This is a genomic window from Burkholderia sp. Bp8986 (genome assembly GCF_003854225.1).
GTDB lineage: Bacteria > Pseudomonadota > Gammaproteobacteria > Burkholderiales > Burkholderiaceae > Burkholderia.
The window spans coordinates 13,273-31,331 of the sequence record NZ_QTQM01000001.1 but is presented as its reverse complement, the minus strand read 5'-3'; the positions used below and the strand labels follow the sequence as shown (position 1 = coordinate 31,331).

The following is an 18,059-nucleotide window of genomic DNA, read 5'->3' as shown; positions in this document are numbered from 1 at the left end:
ACGGCCGCCCCGCCGCCCGCCCGCGCGCGCCGTTGCGGCAAACCGGACCGCTTGACCGCTTACGCACCGTCCGTCTTCGTGCGGCGCACCGGATGACGATGCGCGGCGATGCGCAGCAGCTTGCGGAACGACGGACACTCGAGATGACTCGGCGCCGGGCACAAGGCCGCATGCCGCAACGCATCGCGCACCGCGCCGAGACGGCGGATCGTACGGTCGAGCTCGTCGGCCTTGTCGTCGAGCTTCGCGCGGTCGATCGCAAGCCGGCCGTCCGCGCCGAACATCGCGACGATGTCGTCCAACGAAAAACCGGCCTCGCGGCCGAGCGCGATCAGCGCCAGGCGCTCGAGCACCGATTCGTCGTACTGGCGCCGCAGCCCGTGACGGCCGGTCGGCACGATCAATCCCTTTTCCTCGTAGTAGCGCAGCGTCGACGCGGGCAAACCCGAGCGGCGCGCGACATCGGCGATGTCCAGACGGCTCATGCTTGATCTCAAGTGAACTTGAGGTTGCAAGATAGCGGCCCGACTCCTCCGACACAAGCCCGGACCGCCCCGCCGTTGCCGCAGCCGCCCCGCTGCTGCCGGCCGATTCAGCGGCGCCGCGCCCGCGCCCGCGTCATTCGCCGCCGCTGTCGATCAGGTTGTGGCGCACGCGCCCGAGCAGGCGCACGAGCGTGTCGCGCTCGTCGCGCGTGAAGCCGCGCAGCCCGTCGTCGGTGACGGTGTCGCCCACTTCCAGCATCTGCGGAAAGATCTCGCGCGACTTGTCGGTCAGCCGGATCACGAACGCGCGGCGATCGTCGTCGTTCGCGATGCGTTCGATCCACCCGCAGCCTTCCATCCGGTCGAGCAGCCGCGTCAGCGAGATCGGCGTGATCTCGAGCCACTCCGCGAGCCGCGCCTGATTCATCTCGCCCTTCCACGTCAGGTACGCGAGCACGCGGCTTTGCGCGCGCGTCAGCCCGAGGCGCTTCGCGCGCCGGTCGAACAGGCGTCCTTGCAGGCGGGCCACGTCGGTGATCAGGTAGCCGATCCGGTTCTCGTAGGTCTTGTCCATGCGGCGATTATAGGGGCAGGCCGCGAATGACCCGCGGCCCCGACCAAGCGATGAGCACAAACATAATAAGCATGCTTATAATTCGAGCCGTACCGGATCGCCGCCCACGGCGACCGCCCCACGGAGACACCCGCTTGAATCCCGCCGCCGACGCCCCCGCCTCGCCGCCCGCCCTCAATCGGCCGATGCTGACCCTGTCGATCATGCTCGCGACGCTGATCCAGACGCTCGACAGCACGATCGCGAACGTCGCGCTGCCGCACATGCAGGGCACGCTGTCCGCGTCGCAGGACGAAATCACCTGGGTACTGACTTCCTACATCGTCGCCGCGGCGATCGCGACGCCGCTGACCGGCTGGCTGTCCGACCGGCTCAGCATGAAACGGCTGCTGACGATCTCGATCGCGGGCTTCACGATCGCGTCCGCGCTGTGCGGGCTGTCCGAGTCGCTGGTGCAGATCGTCGGCGCGCGGCTGCTGCAGGGCGTGTTCGGCGCTGCGCTGGTGCCGCTGTCGCAGTCGATCCTGCTCGACATCAACCCGCGCGAGAAACAGGGCCAGGCGATGGCGATCTGGGGGATGGGCGTGATGGTCGGCCCGATCCTCGGCCCGACGCTCGGCGGCTGGCTCACCGACAGCTACAACTGGCGCTGGGTGTTCTTCATCAACGTGCCGATCGGCGCGTTCGCACTGGCCGGCGTGCTGACCTTCCTGCCCGCGCGCGCGCCGCGCCCGCACGTGAAATTCGACGCGTTCGGCTTCGCGACGCTCGCGCTCGCGATCGGTGCGTTCCAGGCGATGCTCGACCGCGGCGAACAGCTCGACTGGTTCGGTTCGTACGAGATCCGCATCGAGGCGCTCCTCGCGGCGCTGAGCTTCGCGTTCTTCCTCGTGCATACGGCGACCGTCGGCAAGGCATCGTTCTTCAAGTCGGAATTGCTGCGCGACCCGAACTTCGCGACCGGCACGCTGTTCATCTTCGTCGTCGGCGCGGTGCTGTACGCAACGCGCGCGCTGCTGCCGCCGATGCTGCAGAACCTGATGGGCTATCCGGTCGCGACGACGGGGCTCGTCACCGCGCCGAGCGGCGCGGGCACGATGATCGCGATGCTGTTCGTCGGACGATTGCTGAAATACGTGGACGCGCGGGCGCTGCTGCTCGCCGGGCTGGCGATTTCCGCGCTCGCGCTGTGGCAGATGATGCAGTACACGATCGTGCTGTCCGAGGCGGACATCGTGTGGCCCGGGGTGGTCCAGGGCTTCGGCCTGGGGCTCGTGTTCGTGCCGCTGAGCGCGCTGTCGTTCTCGACGCTGCAGCCCGAGCTGCGCGCGGACGGCACGGCCACCTACAGCCTGATGCGCAACATCGGCAGCAGTATCGGCATCTCGATCGTCCAGACGCTGATGACGCGCAACACGCAGGTCGCGCATGCCGGCCTCGCGACCCACATCACGCCGTTCGACCCGGCCGTGCAGGCGATGGCCGGCAGCCACGTCGACATCGCGCTGCTCGACCGCACGATCAACCAGCAGGCCGCGATGATCGCCTACCTGAACGACTTCAAGCTGATGTTCGTCGCGACACTGCTGATGATCCCGCTGTTGCTGCTGATCCGCCCGCCGCAGAAAACGGCGAGCGTCGACGTCGCGCACGCGGCGATGGATTGACTCAGTGCGGCGGGCACCTGCCCGCCGCGGGCCGCGACGTCAGGCCTTCATCGTCCCGGTGCGCACGTAGCGCTCGTGCCACGACAGCGCCTCGGCGAGCAGGTGCGGCGTGTGCTTGCCGAAGCTCTCGCGCGACGCGCGCTCGAAGTAATCCTCGAGCATCGGCCGGTAGTCGGGATGCGCGCAGGTCGCGATGATCTTGCGCGCGCGCTGCTTCGGCGACAGGCCGCGCAGGTCGGCGAGCCCCTGCTCGGTGACGACCACCGCGACGTCGTGCTCCGTATGGTCGACGTGGCTCGCCATCGGCACGATCCGCGAGATCGCGCCGCCCTTCGCGGTACTCGCCGACATGAAGCACGACAGGTAGCCGTTGCGCGCGAAGTCGCCCGAACCGCCGATGCCGTTCTGGATCTTCGTGCCCATCACGTGCGTCGAGTTCACGTTGCCGTAGATGTCGGCCTCGATTATCCCGTTCATCGCGATGCAGCCGAGGCGGCGCACGAGTTCCGGATGGTTGCTGATCTCCTGCGGGCGCAGCAGGATCTTTTCGCGGAACGTCGCGATCTCGTCCGCGAAGCGCTGCACCGCGGCCGGGCTCAGCGACAACGCCGTGGCCGACGCGAAGCTCAACGTGCCGTCGTCGAGCAGGTCGAGCATGCCGTCCTGGATCACTTCGGTGTACGCGGTCAGGTTCGAGAAGCCGGCCGAGCTGAGTTCCGCGAGCACCGCGTTCGTGATGTTGCCGACGCCCGACTGCAGCGGCAGCAGGTTTTCCGGCAGGCGGCCGCGCTTCACTTCGTGGCGCAGGAAGTCGATCAGTTGCAGCGCGATCTGCTTCGACGTGGCGTCCGGCGCGGAGAATGCGTTGCTGCGGTCGGGCGCGTCGGTCTCGACGATCGCGACGATCTTCTCGGCCGGGCAGCGCAGGTACGGCTCGCCGATCCGGTCGTCGCTTTTCGTCAGCGGAATCGGCTTGCGGTGCGGCGGCAGCGCGGTGCCGTAATAGACGTCGTGCATCCCGTCGAGGCCGAGCGGCTGGCGCGCGTTGACTTCGAGGATCACGTGCTTCGCCTGCTCGAGCCACGTCTTGTTGTTGCCGATCGACGCGGACGGGATCAGCAGCCCGTCCTCGCGGATACCCGCGACTTCGACGATCGCGACGTCGAGGTCGCCGTACAGCCCGAACCATGCGTATTGCGCGACGTGGCTCAGGTGGACGTCCTGGTAGTCGACTTCGCCGGCGTTGATCTTGTCGCGCAGCGTCGGGTCGGACTGGTACGGCAGGCGCATCGAGATGCCGTTGGTGCGGGCGAGCGCGCCGTCGAGTTCCGGCGCGGTCGATGCGCCGGTCAGCACGTTGATCCGGAAGTCCTCGCCGCGCGCGTGGGCCGCGTCGATGTGGGCGGCGAGCGCGGCGGGCACGGCCTTCGGATAGCCGGAACCGGTGAAGCCGCTCATGGCGACGGTCATGCCGGGGCGGATCAGCGCGGCGGCTTCGTCGGCGGTGCGGACGAGCGAACGCAGGGCGGGAGCGAGGATGCGTGAAGAAGACATGGCTGTATATCTGACGCTTTTGGTGTGTCGTTGACGTCGCGGGGGGTGTCTCCTGGGCGACGCGAAGCCCTTGGGGCCGCGAGGGGCGGCCCGGCACCACGGGCACGGTCGGAGTATCGCAGAGGCCATCGCCGCGAAATGTCCGTTGAATGCAAAAGATACTTGCCGAATGCGCCGGGTATCGAACGGCCGTTCTGTGACAGCGCACGGCCGCGCATCGAATCCACTCGAAAGGTTCGCGAAAGTGAACCGCCAGTTTGCCGCGCACGGATTGCAAGCTGCTGACCGGCAATCGATCGATATCTTTCCGGATTGATCGCGTAAACGCGGGGAATCCGCACGCGACGGCCGATCGGCGACCGCCGCGGCCGATTGTCGCCCGACGCGGCTTTTGCGGGCCTGATGCACATCAACGCGACGACGCGCGCGGAGCGCCGCCGCGCCCGCGCGCAAGGCCCGTCCGCCCTTGACAGCCGCGCGACGCGAACCACACTGAAGCTGGTAAGGCCCGCCTGTGCGAACGCCGTTTCGCGCATCCGGTTCGCAACCGGGCGATGTCCGGAATACGCGGTAACACTCCCGTATGTCAGGACATTGATCGAATAAAAAGCAACAAATTACAATTCCGTATATATTTCGCCGATGGACCAAAGAAAAACCGCCACACGTTCCGAACCGCCCCTGCCACGCACCTGGGATGCGCGGCTCGCGCGCTCGCTCGTACGCCCGCTGATCGACACGCCCGTCACCCCGAATCACCTCACTACCCTTCGTCTGCTGATCGGCCTCGCCGGTGCCTGGTGCCTCGCGCAAGGCGGCTTCGGCTGGATCAACGCGGGGGCATTCCTGATCGTGCTGTCGAACTTCGTCGACCACACCGACGGCGAGCTCGCGCGCATCAGCGGCAAGTCCAGCAAGATCGGTCACTTTTACGACCTCGCGGCCGACGCGCTCGTGACGGTCGCGCTGTTCGTCAGCATGGGCCTCGGCATCGTCGCCCAGGGCGGCCAGATGGCCGCGTCGCCGGTGCTGCTCGGCGCGGTGGCCGGCGCGGCCGTCGCGCTGATCTTCTTCCTGCGCATGCGGATCGAATCGATCGCCGGCAAGGCCGGCACCAAGCAGGCGTTCGCCGGCGGCTTCGAGACGGAAGACGTGCTCTACCTGCTGCCGATCGTGACGCTCGTCGACGGCGTGCAGCCGTTCCTGCTCGCGGCATCGATCGGCGCCCCGCTGTTCGCCTCGTGGGTCGTGATCGACTGGTGGCGCATCGTCCGCCGCGGCAATCTCCCGCAGAACCCTACCGAAATCCAGGTTTCCAAATGACTCCTAGCACGCGCGACGACTCCGTGCTGAGCCCGGCACGCCCCGCGCCTGCGCGCGCGGCAGCGGCCGATCCCGATCGCACCGTGGCCGACTGCGTCGGCCGTCTCGACCTCGACCGCCTGCGCGGCGACTACACGCGCCAGGGCTCGTTCCTGTACCTCGACGCATTCCTGCCGGCCGACGCGCACGCGAAGCTCGCGGCCGCCGCCCGCGCGATGCAGGCCGGCCTGAACCGCAATTACCTGCCCGGCCACAAGCAGGGCGGCAGCGTGAGCCGGCACACGATCGACGAGCAGGCGCCGTACATCGCGGAGCTGTACCGCTCGAAGGCGCTGATCGGCTTCCTCGAGAAGGTCACCGGCGACAAGCTGATGCTGTCGCCGGACGACGATCCGCATGCGTACGCGCTGTACTACTACACGAAGCCGGGCGACCACATCGGCTGGCACTACGACACGTCGTACTACGACGGCCGTCGTTACACGCTGCTGATCGGCGTGATCGACGAGTCGTCGTGCCGGCTCGACTACGAACTGCATACGCGCAATCCCGACGTGCCCGACGAACCCGGTTCCGTGCAGATCGCCGACGGCGGCATCGTGCTGTTCGACGGCGACAAGCTGCGCCATCGCATCACGCCGCTCGGCCAGAACGAGACGCGCGTGTCGCTCACGTTCGAATACGTGACCAACCCCGGCATGCGGCCGTGGAAGCGCTTCATCTCGAACATGAAGGACGCGATCGCATATTTCGGTTTCCGCCAGGTGTTCAAGCAGCTGGCTACGCGCCGGCCGAGCGGGTCATGACACGCGCCGGCCTGATCCTGCTGTCCCTCGGAACGGCACTGTTCGTCGCCCTGCTCGCGTGGCAGGGCGTCGGCGCGGTCGCGTCGACGTTCCTCGCGGCCGGCTGGGGCCTCGCGCTCGTCGCGGCATTCCACGTCGTCCCGCTCGTGATCGACGCGCTGGCGATCTCGGTGATGTTCCGCCGCGGCCAGCCGGGCGCCGAGCTCGGCAACGCGCTGCGCGCGCGCTGGGTCGGCGAATCGGTGAACAGCCTGCTGCCCGCCGGGCAGATCGGCGGCCCGGTGCTGATGGTGCGCCACCTCGCGCAGCGCGGCACGCGGATGGCCGACGCGGCCGCCGCGGTCACCGTCAGCACGACGATGCAGGCGCTCGCGCAGATGGCGTTCGCGCTGATCGGCATCGCCACGTTCAGCGTGTACGCGACGCACGAGTCGGTCGCTCACCTGCGCACGCCGGCGCTGATCGCCACCGGCGTGCTCGGCGCGCTGGCCGTCGCGTTCTACGCGGCGCAGCGGCGCGGGCTGTTCGGCCGCGGGTTGCGTCTCGCGTCGAAGCTGCTCGGCCCGCGCGACTGGTCGTCGCTCGCGACCCGCGCGGACGCGATCGACGACGCGGTCGGCGCGCTGTACCGCGATCGCGCGAAGGTCGCGAAGACCTTCGCATTGAGCCTCGCCGGCTGGATCGTCGGCACCGCCGAAGTGTGGCTCGCGCTGCACTTCCTCGGGCACCCGGTCAGCTGGCTCGACGCGCTGCTGCTCGAGAGCGTCGGCCAGGCGATTCGCGGTGCGGCGTTCGCGATCCCGGGCTCGCTCGGTGCACAGGAAGGCGGTTACCTGCTGCTCGCCCCGCTGGTCGGCCTGCCGCCCGACGCGGCGCTCGCGCTGTCGCTCGCGAAGCGCGCGCGCGAACTCGCGCTCGGCCTGCCCGGCCTGCTCTATCTGCATTTCAGTGAAAGAAACTGGCAGCGGCGCCGTGCGCCGCAGCCCATCGCCGACTGATCGTTCAGATCCGCCGGCTTTTTGGTTGGAGAACCCATGCGAGCCATCATTCTTGCGGCAGGCCTCGGCTTGCGCCTGCAACAACCGCCCGAGGCGCAATTCCCGAAGTGCCTGCTGCGCTTCGACGACGTGTCGCTGCTCGAGCGCCATCTGCGTGTGCTCGACGCCGCGGGCGTCGATGAAATCGTGCTCGGGCTCGGCTTTCAGCACGAGAAGGTCGAGCAGGAACTGAAGCGCCTCGGCCGCACCGCCGAGATCGTGATCAACGAGCGCTATGACCTCGGCAGCGTGCTGACCGTGCATACCGTCGCCGACGCGATGACGCGCGGCGGCGACGTGCTGCTGATGGACGCCGACGTGCTGTACGACGAGAACATCCTGCACGCGCTGGTCGCCGATGCCGACAAGTCGGTCGACCGCCTGCTGATCGATCGCGACTTCGAGGCCGGCGACGAGCCCGTCAAGCTGTGCCTGAAGAACGGCGTGCCGGTCGAGCTGCGCAAGCAGCTCGCGGTCGACCTCGACTACGACACGATCGGCGAGTCGGTCGGCTTCTTCCGCTTCACCGAAGGCACCGCGCGCCGCCTCGCGAAAATCGTCGCGGGCTACGTCGACAGCGGCCGCGCGAACATGCCGCACGAGGAAGCCGTGCGCGACCTGCTGCTCGAAGGCGGCCACGCGTTCGACGTCGCCGACGTCACGGGTTCGCCGTGGATCGAAATCGACTTCCCGAACGACGTCGCACGCGCGACGCAAGAAATTCTCCCCCTGATTCAACGCACGACCGCCGGAGCCGCACGATGAACGCACGCGAACCCAACTTCTCCGAATCGCGCAGCGCACGCCTGCGCCGCATGCTCGTCAGCAGCGAACTCGAATTCCTGATGGAAGCGCACAACGGCCTGTCCGCGCGCATCGTCCGCGAAGCGGGCTTCAAGGGGATCTGGGCATCGGGCCTCGCGATCTCCGCGCAGTTCGGCGTGCGCGACAACAACGAGGCAAGCTGGACGCAGGTCGTCGACGTGCTCGAGTTCATGGCCGACGCGAGCGACCTGCCGATCCTGCTCGACGGCGACACCGGCTACGGCAACTTCAACAACGTGCGCCGCCTCGTGAAGAAGCTCGAGCAGCGCGGCATCGCCGGCGTCTGTATCGAGGACAAGCAGTTCCCGAAGACCAACAGCTTCATCGGCGGCGAGCGCCAGCCGCTCGCGGAAATCGACGAGTTCTGCGGCAAGATCAAGGCCGGCAAGGATTCGCAGACCGATCCCGACTTCTCGATCGTCGCGCGTGTCGAAGCGCTGATCGCAGGCTGGGGGATGGACGAGGCGCTGCGTCGCGCGAACGCGTACGCGGAAGCCGGCGCCGACGCAATCCTGATCCACAGCAAGCTGTCGCGCCCGGACGAGATCCTGCAGTTCGCGCGCGAATGGAGCGGCAAGGCGCCGCTCGTGATCGTACCGACCAAGTACTACAGCACGCCGACCGACGTGTTCCGCCAGGCCGGCATCAGCACCGTGATCTGGGCGAACCACCTGATCCGCGCGTCGGCATCCGCGATGCAGGCGACCGCGCGCGAGATCCACGAGAGCGAAACGCTGATCAACGTCGAGGACCGCGTTGCATCGGTCAACGAGATCTTCCGCCTGCAGGACGCCGACGAGTACTCGGCCGCCGAGCGCATCTACCTGTCGTCGTCGTCGCGCGCGTCGAACGCCGCGATCGTGCTCGCCGCGAGCCGCGGCAAGGGCCTCGAAGCCGTCACCGAAGACAAGCCGAAGGTCATGCTGCCGGTCGCCGGCAAGCCGTTGCTGCGCTGGCTCGTCGACGGCTTCAAGACGCACGGCGTGAACGACATCACCGTGGTCGGCGGCTATCGCGCCGACGCGATCGACACGTCGGGCATCAAGCTCGTGGTCAACGAACGCCATGCGCAGACGGGCGAACTCGCGTCGCTCGCATGTGCGGCCGAACGCCTGACCGGCGACACCGTGATCTCGTACGGCGACCTGCTGTTCCGCAGCTACATCGTGCGCGACCTCGCGGAGAGCGAGGCCGAGTTCAGCGTCGTCGTCGATTCGTCGCTCACGGAAACCAACCAGAGCGTGCGCGACTTCGCGCTGTGCTCGGCGGCGGACGACCGCGGCCTGTTCGGCCAGAAGACGTATCTGCAACGTGTGTCGAGCGACGTCGCCGCCGGCACGCCGCACGGCCGCTGGATCGGTCTCCTGAACGTGCGCGGCGCGGGCGTCGACCGCCTGAAGGCGATGCTCGCGACGCTGCAGGCACGCCCCGATTTCGACACGCTCGACATCCCGTCGCTGCTCAACGAGCTGATCGCCGCCGGCGAGAAGATCGAGGTGCAGTACGTGCACGGCCACTGGCGCGGCGTCAACGATCTGGAAGACTTCCGCCGCGCGGGCGACTTCGCGCACGGCCAGACGCCGCTGTCCGAGCCGGGCACCGGCAACGGGAGCGCGCAATGATCGAAGCGGCCCAGTTCGTCGAGGCCGCGCGCGAACGCGGTTTCGACTGGTACGCGGGCGTGCCCTGCTCGTACCTGACGCCGTTCATCAACTACGTGCTGCAGGACCCGACGCTGCACTACGTGTCGGCCGCGAACGAAGGCGACGCGGTCGCGCTGATCGCGGGCGCCACGCTCGGCGGCAAGCGCGGGATCGCGATGATGCAGAACTCGGGGCTCGGCAACGCGGTGAGCCCGCTCACGTCGCTGACCTGGACGTTCCGGCTGCCGCAGCTGCTGATCGTCACGTGGCGCGGCCAGCCGGGCGTCGCCGACGAGCCGCAGCACGCGCTGATGGGGCCGATCACGCCGGCGATGCTCGACACGATGGAGATCCCGTGGGAGACGTTCCCGACCGACCCCGAACAGGTCGGCCCGGCGCTCGACCGCGCGATCGCGCACATGGACGCGACGGGCCGCCCGTACGCGCTCGTGATGCAGAAAGGCAGCGTCGCGCCGTATGAGCTGAAGGCAAACCCGGCGGCAGCGCCGCGCGCGCATGTCGCCGCGCAAGCGTCGTCGCGTGCCGCGTCGGCCGACGCGTGGCCGACCCGCCACGACGCGCTGCAGCGCGTGATCGCGCACACGCCGGTCGATTCGACCGTCGTGCTCGCGTCGACCGGCTTCTGCGGCCGCGAGCTCTATGCGATCGACGACCGCCCGAACCAGCTGTACATGGTCGGCTCGATGGGCTGCGTGACGCCGCTCGCGCTGGGTCTCGCGCTCGCGCGCCCCGACCTGCGCGTGGTGGCCGTCGACGGCGACGGCGCCGCGCTGATGCGCATGGGCGTGTTCGCGACGCTCGGCACCTACGGCCCGGCCAACCTCACGCACGTGCTGCTCGACAACGGCGCACACGAATCGACGGGCGGCCAGGCGACCGTGTCGCAGCATGTGTCGTTCGCGGGTGTCGCGGCCGCATGCAGCTATGCGTCGGCGGTCGAAGGCGACACGCTCGACGTGCTCGATGCGACGCTCGCCGCGCGGGCCGACGGTGCGCAGTTCGTGCGCGTGGCGATCCGCACGGGCGTGCCCGACGGCCTGCCCCGCCCGACCGTCACGCCGGTCGAGGTCAAGACCCGCCTGATGCGGCATATCGGCGCCGCACAGGCTGAAGCCCACGCCGAAGGAGCTCATTGATGCTGCTGCTGAATCCCGGCCCGGTCACGCTCACCGAACGCGTGCGCCGCAGCCTGCTGCAACCCGACCTGTGCCATCGCGAAAGCGAATTCTTCGATCTGCAGGATGAAGCGCGTGCGCGCCTCGTTGCCGCGTACGAGCTCGATCCGGCCGAATGGGCCGCCGTGCTGATGACCGGCTCGGGCACCGCCGCCGTCGAGAGCATGATCGCGGCGCTCGTGCCGCAGGACGGCAAGCTGCTCGTGATCGAGAACGGCGTGTACGGCGAGCGCATCACGCAGATCGCGACGCAGTACGGAATCGCGCATGAGGTGCTGAAGCACGAATGGATGCAGGCGCCCGATCTCGCGCAGATCGCCGCGCGTCTCGACGCGGGCGGTTATTCGCACGTCGCGGTGATTCATCACGAAACGACGACCGGCCGGCTGAACGACCTCGGCGCGATCGCCGACGTGTGCCGTGCGCGCGGCGTGAAGATGCTCGTCGACGGCGTCAGCAGCTTCGGCGCCGAAGCGATCGACTTCGCCGGCGGCGTGATCGACGCGGTCGCCGCGACCGCGAACAAGTGCCTGCACGGCGTGCCGGGTGCCGCGTTCGTGATCGTGCGCCGCAGCGCGCTCGCGAAGGCGGCGAGCCGCACGTATTACCTGGATCTCGGCCGGCTCGCGAAGCTGCAGGATCAGCGCAATACGCCGTTCACGCCGTCCGTGCACGCGTACTACGCGCTTGTCGAGGCGCTGCGCGAGTTCGACGAAGCCGGTGGATGGCGCGCGCGGCATGCGCACTACAAGGCGCTCGCCGATCAGGCGCAGGCCGGGCTCGCGGCGCGCGGGATGTCGCTCGTGCTGCCGGAAGGCGCGTCGTCGGTCGTGCTGCGTGCGTACCGGCTGCCGCAAGGCGTCACGTACGAGACGCTGCACGACGGGCTGAAGGCGCGCGGCTTCGTGATTTATGCGGGGCAAGGCGGGTTGTCGAAGGAACTGTTCCGGATCTCGACGATGGGCGCGATTCAAGCGGCTGATGTCGAGCGGTTGCTGGAGGGGTTTGCCGCGTTGACGCAATGAACGTTGCTCACCCCTTCATCCGTAAGAGGCCCGCAAGGGCCTTTTTTGTTGTTCGGGAAGTAGCGTGAGCATCGACGTGTCACCCCTGCCCGCAGCCGTTCGACTTGCCGCCACGCAGCCCCGATGCCGTCATGGCACTCAACTCTTGTCCGAACCTGTCGTTAACGCAGGATGGCCGCTCTTGAGAAGGCGATGCTCCGGCGTTTGGGTGCGCTGGACATCGGATCGTCGAATGTGGTGCCGGGGGTCACGGCACCGCGCTCGCCGCCACGATGCCTCGAGCGACGGGGCAATACCCCGCTTGCGAATTCGACGAGTACGCAACTATTCGAGGCGAGCGGAATCAGATCTTGCCGGCCGCCGCAGACGAGCCCGCAGGTTGCCGGATCACCATGCGCCGGCAAGGTTTCTTCGTGTTGGTTAGAAAATGTATCCGAACAGCTACGATGTTCCGATCGCGCGCCTGATCGCGCGTCAGATTCTATCTTGCGCACCCGCCACACCGGTGCGGGAGGTCGCGCGACGCATGTTCGCCGAGCACTGCAGCTCGATCGTCGTGATGCAGGATGACCAGGTCGTCGGGATCTGGACCGAGCATGATGCACTGTCGGCCAGCGACAATCCGCGCGGGCTCGATCGGCCGGTCAGCGAGGTGATGAGCCATCCGGTGCTGACGCTCGAGGCCGATACGCCGCTGGGTGAAGCTGCGATGAAGTTCACGCAGTCGGGCGTGCGGCACTTCGTGGTGGTCCGGGATGGCGCCGCGATCGGTGTGCTGACGCAGACCGACGTCGTCGTGAACCAGGGGCCGGAATTTTTCCTCCACCTGAAGCCGATCGAATCGATCTCCGTCCATCCGCCCGTCGTAGTGCCCGAGCATGCCGCGCTGCACGCAGTCATCGCGCAGATGCGCGCGCAACGGCTCGATGCGATCCTCGTCGGCTACGATGACGGCGAGCGCGGCATCCTGACCGAACGGGACGTCGTCCGGCTCCTGGCGGACGGCGGAACCCAAGGCGCGGTCGGCGCCTTCGCCAGCAAGCCGCTGCAGATGCTGTCCGCCCGGCAGAGTCTGTATGCCGCGCAGCGCTTCATGACCGAGCACAATATGCGACACGTCGGCATCCAGGACGAGGACGGCAGGCTCACCGGGCTGCTCTGTTTCGCGGACGTGCTGCAGAGCATCGAGCACGAATACGCGAACGAGCTGCGCAGCGCCCTGCGCGAGCGCGACGAAGCACTGGGTCTCGCCCGCTTCAACCTGCGCATGGCGGATCGGGTGTTCGAATCGGCGCTCGAAGGCATCATGGTGACCGACCGGCACGCGAAGATCGAGCGCGTCAACCGGGCCTTCACGCGCCTGACCGGGTACACCGAGGACGAAGTGATCGGGCGCAACCCAAGCATGCTGAGTTCAGGGCGCCAGACGCCCGAATTCTACAAGCAGCTGTGGCATTCGCTAACGACCGATGGCCACTGGCAAGGCGAAATCTGGAATCGTCGCAAGACCGGCGAGCTGTTTCTCGAATATCTGACGATCACCAGCATTCGCGACAACGCAGGCGGGATCTCCCACTACGCGGCGATCTTTTCCGACATCACGCAGCGGCGCCAGGCGGAAGAGCGGCTGGGCTATCTCGCCACGCACGACGTGCTAACCAATCTCGCGAACCGGGCGCTGTTCGAGGAGCGGCTCGCGCACGCGATCGTCCAGGCGAAGCGGCTCGGTCGCAAGGTCGCGGTGATGTACCTCGATCTCGACCGCTTCAAGCTGGTCAACGATACGCTCGGCCACAACGCCGGCGACGAGGTGTTGAAGATCGTCGCGGGACGCATCGTCGCGGAAGTGCTCGCGAACGACACTGTGGCACGCATGGGCGGTGACGAATTCGCGCTCGTGCTGGAGGAGTTCGACGACGTCCGCGACGTCGGGCGCATTGCGCGCACGCTGCTCGACGAAGTGGCGCGGCCCATCGATATCGGTGGCCACGAGATCTTCGTGACACCGAGCATCGGCATCAGCATCTATCCTGACGACGGGATCGAGGCGGAGCACTTGATCCTGCTTGCGGACCAGGCGATGTACGGCGCGAAGAGTCGCGGCAGGAACGTGTTCCAGTTCTTCGAGAGCAAGATGACGTCGTCGGCGATCGAGCAGCTGGATATGCTCGGCGAATTGCACCGCGCGCTCGAGCAGAATGAATTCCGCCTGTTCTACCAGCCGCAATACGATCTGACCAGCGGCCGGATCGTCGGCGTGGAGGCGTTGCTGCGCTGGTTGCATCCACGCAGGGGGCTCGTACCGCCGGGCGACTTCATCGGGCTCGCGGAGCGGTCCGCGCTGATCGTCCCGATCGGCCGATGGGTGCTCCATGAAGCCTGCCGCCAGGCGTGCCGATGGCTCGACGCGGGCTTCGAGTTCGGGCGTGTGGCGGTGAACGTGTCGGCACGGCAATGCCTTACCGACCATTTCCTCAGCGACCTGACGACCATCCTCAGCGAAACCGCGTTGCCGACCGAATGCTTACAGCTCGAGTTGCTCGAAAGCATGGCGATGAACACCCGCGAGGAAATCGGCATCCTGCTGCGCGAACTGGCGATCCGGGGGATCAGCCTGGCGATCGACGATTTCGGTACGGGATATTCGTCGCTGGTGTATCTGAAGGATCTGCCCGTCGATACGCTGAAGATCGATCGGTCGTTCCTCACGGACTGCGGTTCGGGCAGCACGGACGATGCGATCGTGCGCGCGATCGTTGCAATGGGCCGCGCGCTCGGGCTCGATGTCGTGATGGAGGGCGTAGAGACGGAAAAACAACTGGCCTTCCTGCAGGAGATCGGTTGCCATCAGGGGCAAGGTTTCCTGTTCGCGCGGCCACAGCCCGCCGACCAGTTCGTCGGGATCTTGTCGCGCCACAGCGCGAAATTGCTGGTGGAGTGAGCCTTTCCGGCAGCGGGCACATGCGACTGCAAGCAATGATCAGAGATCTCCACGCACTTCGCCGGTTCCCAACCCGCTGCGCTGCCGGTTGACTTCCGCCCACTGCTCATCGCTGTCGTCATTGCGCAGCACGACCTTCCAGTCCGGTTGATTGTCGGTCACGTCGAAGTATTCCAGGATTTCCCGGCGAACCGCGTCGACGAACTGCGCGCATTCCGCTTTGGCCCGTGCAAAGGCCCCATGATTGGATTGAACAGCGGCAATTGGCCGACGCTCGCCTGACGTCAACAGCGCGTCAATACCGGCGGCGTCAAGCCAGCGCAGTCTCCACGGGACGGCGGGGCGAGAATGGCAGGGTCGGTCCATAGCCGAAGCGCATGACGATATCAGGCCGTCGCCGGCTGGTATCGCCGACGATGCCTGCCAGATGCGGACGAAGGCGAGCGACCTCGACGGGCTGATTGACGAAGGCGACCTTGATCCCAAGGTTTGTCGCTGTCAGCGCGAAGCGCTGACAGGCCTGGCCGACCCTGATCCAATGCGTCTTGTCTTCCCGATCGCCAACAAACACGGCAATGCCTGCCGACGAATCGATTTGGCGGGCATATTTGTCGTTCTCGGTTCGGGTGTCAAAGAACCGTTCGAACGCAAAGCGTCCAAGGGAGCTCGGCAGCACTGGATTCCCGCTTGCAGCGGAGAACAGGCCATCGCCCGACGACATGGCGCTGCGTGGGTTGAACCGGATCCATCGCTTCAGTTCGCTCATGAAAGCCGAATCCGCCATTTGAATGTCGTTGGCGGCTACCACCAGATCTCTGACCTTGTCGATCCCCATTCGGTCGGTGATGAGGGTCAAGTGAACGCCGGGCGTGGCAGCCGTCCGCTCGAGGAACGCGAGATCGGCGGCAGGAACGGCACGCCCGTCATATTCCGCGCGCGTCGATTGTCGTTTGGCAATTGCGGCAAAAAGCGAACTCGCCCTCATCGATCCGCGTACGAATGCATAACGTGCGCCGTCTCCGCCGGAAGCCATCTGAACCTCTCCAGGCCAGCCCGTTGCTGCAGCCGAGATGGCGAGGTTTTCCGCCGCGCATCCAAGGCTCACAAACAGATGATGGTCGTCCGGGTCGACAGCGGGTGTGCGGCGCGAGAGGTCCGGCAGAATGTCGATGAACCCGTCGCCGACATGAAACCGCCAAGGCTGCGTGTTGTGGCTGTTGGCGGCAAGTGTCGCATAGCGGATGAGGCCGCCAAGGCTCGGCGGCATTGTCAGAGCCGCACGCAGGCGCTTTGCATAGGCCTGATAGTCGGCCATCGATCCCACGGACGACATCCAGGCAGTCGCGCCGCCTGCCAGCATCAAGGCGCCGCCGGCGCCGACGAAGAAAGTTCGCCTGTCCATGCCAAATTCCCGTAAGTTGTCGCGGCTGCCGTGCCAGAGTGCGGCGCGCATGCAGTGACTTGACGCGCAATGTTGCTCGCGTGCAGCGCCAATGGAAAATTCGCAACGCCCCTTTGGACTGCGATTCCGAGCCCCCAGCGCAGCCCCAAATCCTCCACAGCGAGACTTACTGAAAACCGCCACGGCGACACGCGACTCGGCACGCATCCAGACGCAAAGGCAATTCCCTTCATCGCTTGAATTCTCAACACCCGTATCTCCGCACCGGGCCGTTTTCGGCGCGCGTTGTCGACTATCTAGCCTGCCACGTCAACCTGTGTCAGGCAAATGCCGGCTCCGTTGATCTGAGTCAATTGCGGTCGGCGTGAATCGCGGCCTGCGCGGCAGGTCGTGCAGGCGGGCCGCTCACGCTTGCGCGCCGTGCGTCTCGAAGTCGGTCATCTTCGGTATTTGATTTGCATCAAGCGCCGGATGACCCGGTGGGACAGGATAGGATTTCACGAACTGGAAGGTGATCCATGGACGAGCAGATCAAGGAAAAGATCCTGTCATTGCTGGATCAGCACCGAATCATGACGATCGCCACGCTAAGGCCGGACGGCTGGCCGCAGGCGACCACCGTCGGATACGTGAGCCAGGGACTGACGCTTTACTTCCTTTGCGGCCTGGAAAGCCAGAAGGCGGCCAATCTGGCCCGCGACGACCGGGTATCGCTCACGATCGACCACGACACATCGGATCTGATGGCGATTACCGGTTTGTCGATGGCGGCACGTGCACAACCGGTAACTGATCGTGCCGAAGCAGAGAAGGTCTTGCACATGCTTCCACTGAAGTATCCGGACATGCACGCGCTGCCAATGCCGATGCCGTCTCCTGACGAGGTCCGGATATTTCGCGTGATTCCGATAGTCATTTCGGTGCTCGATTATTCACAAGGCTTCGGGCACACCGATCTTTGCATTTGCTGATCTCCTTCCATATCAAAAACGCAAGACGCCGTGACGCGGTGCTCACATCGTAGCCCCCGATGGGCAACCTGCGCGGAAGCGGGCTGCCTTTATGCATTGATCGTTTTTGCGATCGGCTTCGCCTTCGGGGCGATGCGCGTCCTGCTGCTTGTGCGGCTGCTGGGAGAGACGGCAGCCGTATCGCTCGAAGCGCCGTTCATGCTGGCCGCGAGTTGGTACGTGTCGCACTGGAGCACGAAAAAACACGACCTCCTGACGGATACCAACGAGGCGTTGCTGATGGGCGCGATCGCCCTGGCCACATTGACGATTGCGGAGTTGTGCACCAACGGACTCCTGTTTGGAAGGACCGTGCTCGAGTACTTTGCCGGCTTTTGGTCTGTGCCCGGCGCGATCGGCCTCGCAAGCCAACTTTGCTTTGCAAGCTTTCCATTTCTGCAGGCGCGCGGTAATCGAATGGGCGCGAGCAGGTGAGCGCAATTGCAGGCGGCCAGGATCGCAACGCCGAAGCGCCCCCTCGGCAAAACCGTGTGACCTGCGATCGGATCCGCTGAACTGCCCTGCTCACGAAGGCTGGTCAGCCAGGAATATATGCAGTTGACGCGTACAT

General features: G+C 66.3%; 15 protein-coding genes and 1 pseudogene. 11 read left to right on the top strand and 5 right to left on the bottom strand.

The window, feature by feature from the left end; all coding sequences use genetic code 11:
• Window positions 1-59 precede the first annotated feature (59 nt).
• Both DID99_RS00130 and DID99_RS00125 read right to left on the bottom strand, forming a co-directional pair.
• Window positions 60-485 carry a helix-turn-helix domain-containing protein gene (locus DID99_RS00130; protein ID WP_124665767.1) on the bottom strand — a complete coding sequence of 142 codons (426 nt, stop codon included), beginning with the start codon at window positions 483-485 and terminating at the stop codon, window positions 60-62.
• Window positions 486-618: 133 nt separating this feature from the next.
• Window positions 619-1,059 carry a MarR family winged helix-turn-helix transcriptional regulator gene (locus DID99_RS00125; RefSeq protein WP_124665766.1) on the bottom strand — a complete coding sequence of 147 codons (441 nt, stop codon included), beginning with the start codon at window positions 1,057-1,059 and terminating at the stop codon, window positions 619-621.
• Window positions 1,060-1,193: 134 nt separating this feature from the next.
• On the opposite strand from DID99_RS00125, the gene DID99_RS00120 reads away from it, so the two are divergent.
• Window positions 1,194-2,726, top strand: coding sequence for a DHA2 family efflux MFS transporter permease subunit (locus DID99_RS00120; protein WP_124665765.1), 1,533 nt, complete (start codon window positions 1,194-1,196; stop codon window positions 2,724-2,726).
• 39 nt (window positions 2,727-2,765) lie between these two features.
• Here DID99_RS00120 and DID99_RS00115 read toward each other — a convergent pair whose 3' ends face one another.
• The gene (locus DID99_RS00115; RefSeq protein WP_124665764.1) at window positions 2,766-4,280 is read right to left on the bottom strand and encodes an acetyl-CoA hydrolase/transferase family protein; all 1,515 of its coding nucleotides are present in this window, start codon (window positions 4,278-4,280) and stop codon (window positions 2,766-2,768) included.
• Between the two features lie 642 nt (window positions 4,281-4,922).
• On the opposite strand from DID99_RS00115, the gene DID99_RS00110 reads away from it, so the two are divergent.
• The 8 genes from DID99_RS00110 (at window position 4,923) to DID99_RS00075 (ending at window position 15,076) form a co-directional block, all read left to right on the top strand.
• The gene (locus tag DID99_RS00110; RefSeq protein WP_124665763.1) at window positions 4,923-5,603 is read left to right on the top strand and encodes a CDP-alcohol phosphatidyltransferase family protein; all 681 of its coding nucleotides are present in this window, start codon (window positions 4,923-4,925) and stop codon (window positions 5,601-5,603) included.
• On the top strand, window positions 5,600-6,409 hold the full coding sequence (locus tag DID99_RS00105) for a 2OG-Fe(II) oxygenase (RefSeq protein ID WP_124665762.1): 810 nt from the start codon (window positions 5,600-5,602) through the stop codon (window positions 6,407-6,409). Before DID99_RS00110 ends, DID99_RS00105 begins: the two co-directional genes overlap by 4 nt.
• Window positions 6,406-7,407, top strand: a complete 1,002-nt coding sequence (locus DID99_RS00100; RefSeq protein WP_044843986.1) for an HpnL family protein — start codon at window positions 6,406-6,408, stop codon at window positions 7,405-7,407. Before DID99_RS00105 ends, DID99_RS00100 begins: the two co-directional genes overlap by 4 nt.
• 36 nt (window positions 7,408-7,443) lie before the next feature.
• Window positions 7,444-8,211, top strand: a complete 768-nt coding sequence (locus DID99_RS00095; RefSeq protein ID WP_044843985.1) for an NTP transferase domain-containing protein — start codon at window positions 7,444-7,446, stop codon at window positions 8,209-8,211.
• Complete coding sequence (gene aepX / locus DID99_RS00090; protein WP_124665761.1) at window positions 8,208-9,893, top strand: phosphoenolpyruvate mutase; 1,686 nt, start codon at window positions 8,208-8,210, stop codon at window positions 9,891-9,893. The genes DID99_RS00095 and aepX overlap by 4 nt, the downstream gene beginning before the upstream one ends.
• Window positions 9,890-11,071, top strand: coding sequence for a phosphonopyruvate decarboxylase (gene aepY / locus DID99_RS00085; RefSeq protein ID WP_124665760.1), 1,182 nt, complete (start codon window positions 9,890-9,892; stop codon window positions 11,069-11,071). Before aepX ends, aepY begins: the two co-directional genes overlap by 4 nt.
• Window positions 11,071-12,135 (top strand): 2-aminoethylphosphonate aminotransferase, encoded by a 1,065-nt coding sequence (locus DID99_RS00080; protein ID WP_124485037.1) that lies wholly within the window; start codon window positions 11,071-11,073, stop codon window positions 12,133-12,135. The genes aepY and DID99_RS00080 overlap by 1 nt, the downstream gene beginning before the upstream one ends.
• Before the next feature lie 427 nt (window positions 12,136-12,562).
• A complete protein-coding gene (locus tag DID99_RS00075; RefSeq protein WP_124665759.1) occupies window positions 12,563-15,076 on the top strand; it encodes an EAL domain-containing protein in 2,514 nt (837 codons plus the stop codon).
• Between the two features lie 39 nt (window positions 15,077-15,115).
• Here DID99_RS00075 and DID99_RS00070 read toward each other — a convergent pair.
• Window positions 15,116-15,313: pseudogene (locus tag DID99_RS00070) on the bottom strand (ATP-dependent protease); the annotation flags it as partial.
• 73 nt (window positions 15,314-15,386) lie between these two features.
• Complete coding sequence (locus DID99_RS00065) at window positions 15,387-16,529, bottom strand: Acg family FMN-binding oxidoreductase (protein ID WP_260426172.1); 1,143 nt, start codon at window positions 16,527-16,529, stop codon at window positions 15,387-15,389.
• A 467-nt stretch (window positions 16,530-16,996) separates the two neighbouring features.
• On the opposite strand from DID99_RS00065, the gene DID99_RS00060 reads away from it, so the two are divergent.
• Window positions 16,997-17,449, top strand: coding sequence for a pyridoxamine 5'-phosphate oxidase family protein (locus DID99_RS00060; RefSeq protein ID WP_124519684.1), 453 nt, complete (start codon window positions 16,997-16,999; stop codon window positions 17,447-17,449).
• Window positions 17,450-17,545: 96 nt separating this feature from the next.
• A complete protein-coding gene (locus DID99_RS00055) occupies window positions 17,546-17,923 on the top strand; it encodes a hypothetical protein (protein ID WP_124665758.1) in 378 nt (125 codons plus the stop codon).
• Window positions 17,924-18,059 lie beyond the last annotated feature (136 nt).

Excerpts from the sequence above, each read along its gene's own strand:
- DID99_RS00130 (WP_124665767.1), bottom strand. The coding sequence starts at position 485 with ATGAGCCGTCTGGACATCGCCGATGTCGCGCGCCGCTCGGGTTTGCCC.
- DID99_RS00125 (WP_124665766.1), bottom strand. The coding sequence starts at position 1,059 with ATGGACAAGACCTACGAGAACCGGATCGGCTACCTGATCACCGACGTG.
- DID99_RS00115 (WP_124665764.1), bottom strand. The coding sequence starts at position 4,280 with ATGTCTTCTTCACGCATCCTCGCTCCCGCCCTGCGTTCGCTCGTCCGC.
- DID99_RS00110 (WP_124665763.1), top strand. The coding sequence starts at position 4,923 with ATGGACCAAAGAAAAACCGCCACACGTTCCGAACCGCCCCTGCCACGC.
- DID99_RS00105 (WP_124665762.1), top strand. The coding sequence starts at position 5,600 with ATGACTCCTAGCACGCGCGACGACTCCGTGCTGAGCCCGGCACGCCCC.
- DID99_RS00100 (WP_044843986.1), top strand. The coding sequence starts at position 6,406 with ATGACACGCGCCGGCCTGATCCTGCTGTCCCTCGGAACGGCACTGTTC.
- DID99_RS00095 (WP_044843985.1), top strand. The coding sequence starts at position 7,444 with ATGCGAGCCATCATTCTTGCGGCAGGCCTCGGCTTGCGCCTGCAACAA.
- aepX (WP_124665761.1), top strand. The coding sequence starts at position 8,208 with ATGAACGCACGCGAACCCAACTTCTCCGAATCGCGCAGCGCACGCCTG.
- aepY (WP_124665760.1), top strand. The coding sequence starts at position 9,890 with ATGATCGAAGCGGCCCAGTTCGTCGAGGCCGCGCGCGAACGCGGTTTC.
- DID99_RS00080 (WP_124485037.1), top strand. The coding sequence starts at position 11,071 with ATGCTGCTGCTGAATCCCGGCCCGGTCACGCTCACCGAACGCGTGCGC.
- DID99_RS00075 (WP_124665759.1), top strand. The coding sequence starts at position 12,563 with ATGTATCCGAACAGCTACGATGTTCCGATCGCGCGCCTGATCGCGCGT.
- DID99_RS00065 (WP_260426172.1), bottom strand. The coding sequence starts at position 16,529 with ATGCGCGCCGCACTCTGGCACGGCAGCCGCGACAACTTACGGGAATTT.
- DID99_RS00060 (WP_124519684.1), top strand. The coding sequence starts at position 16,997 with ATGGACGAGCAGATCAAGGAAAAGATCCTGTCATTGCTGGATCAGCAC.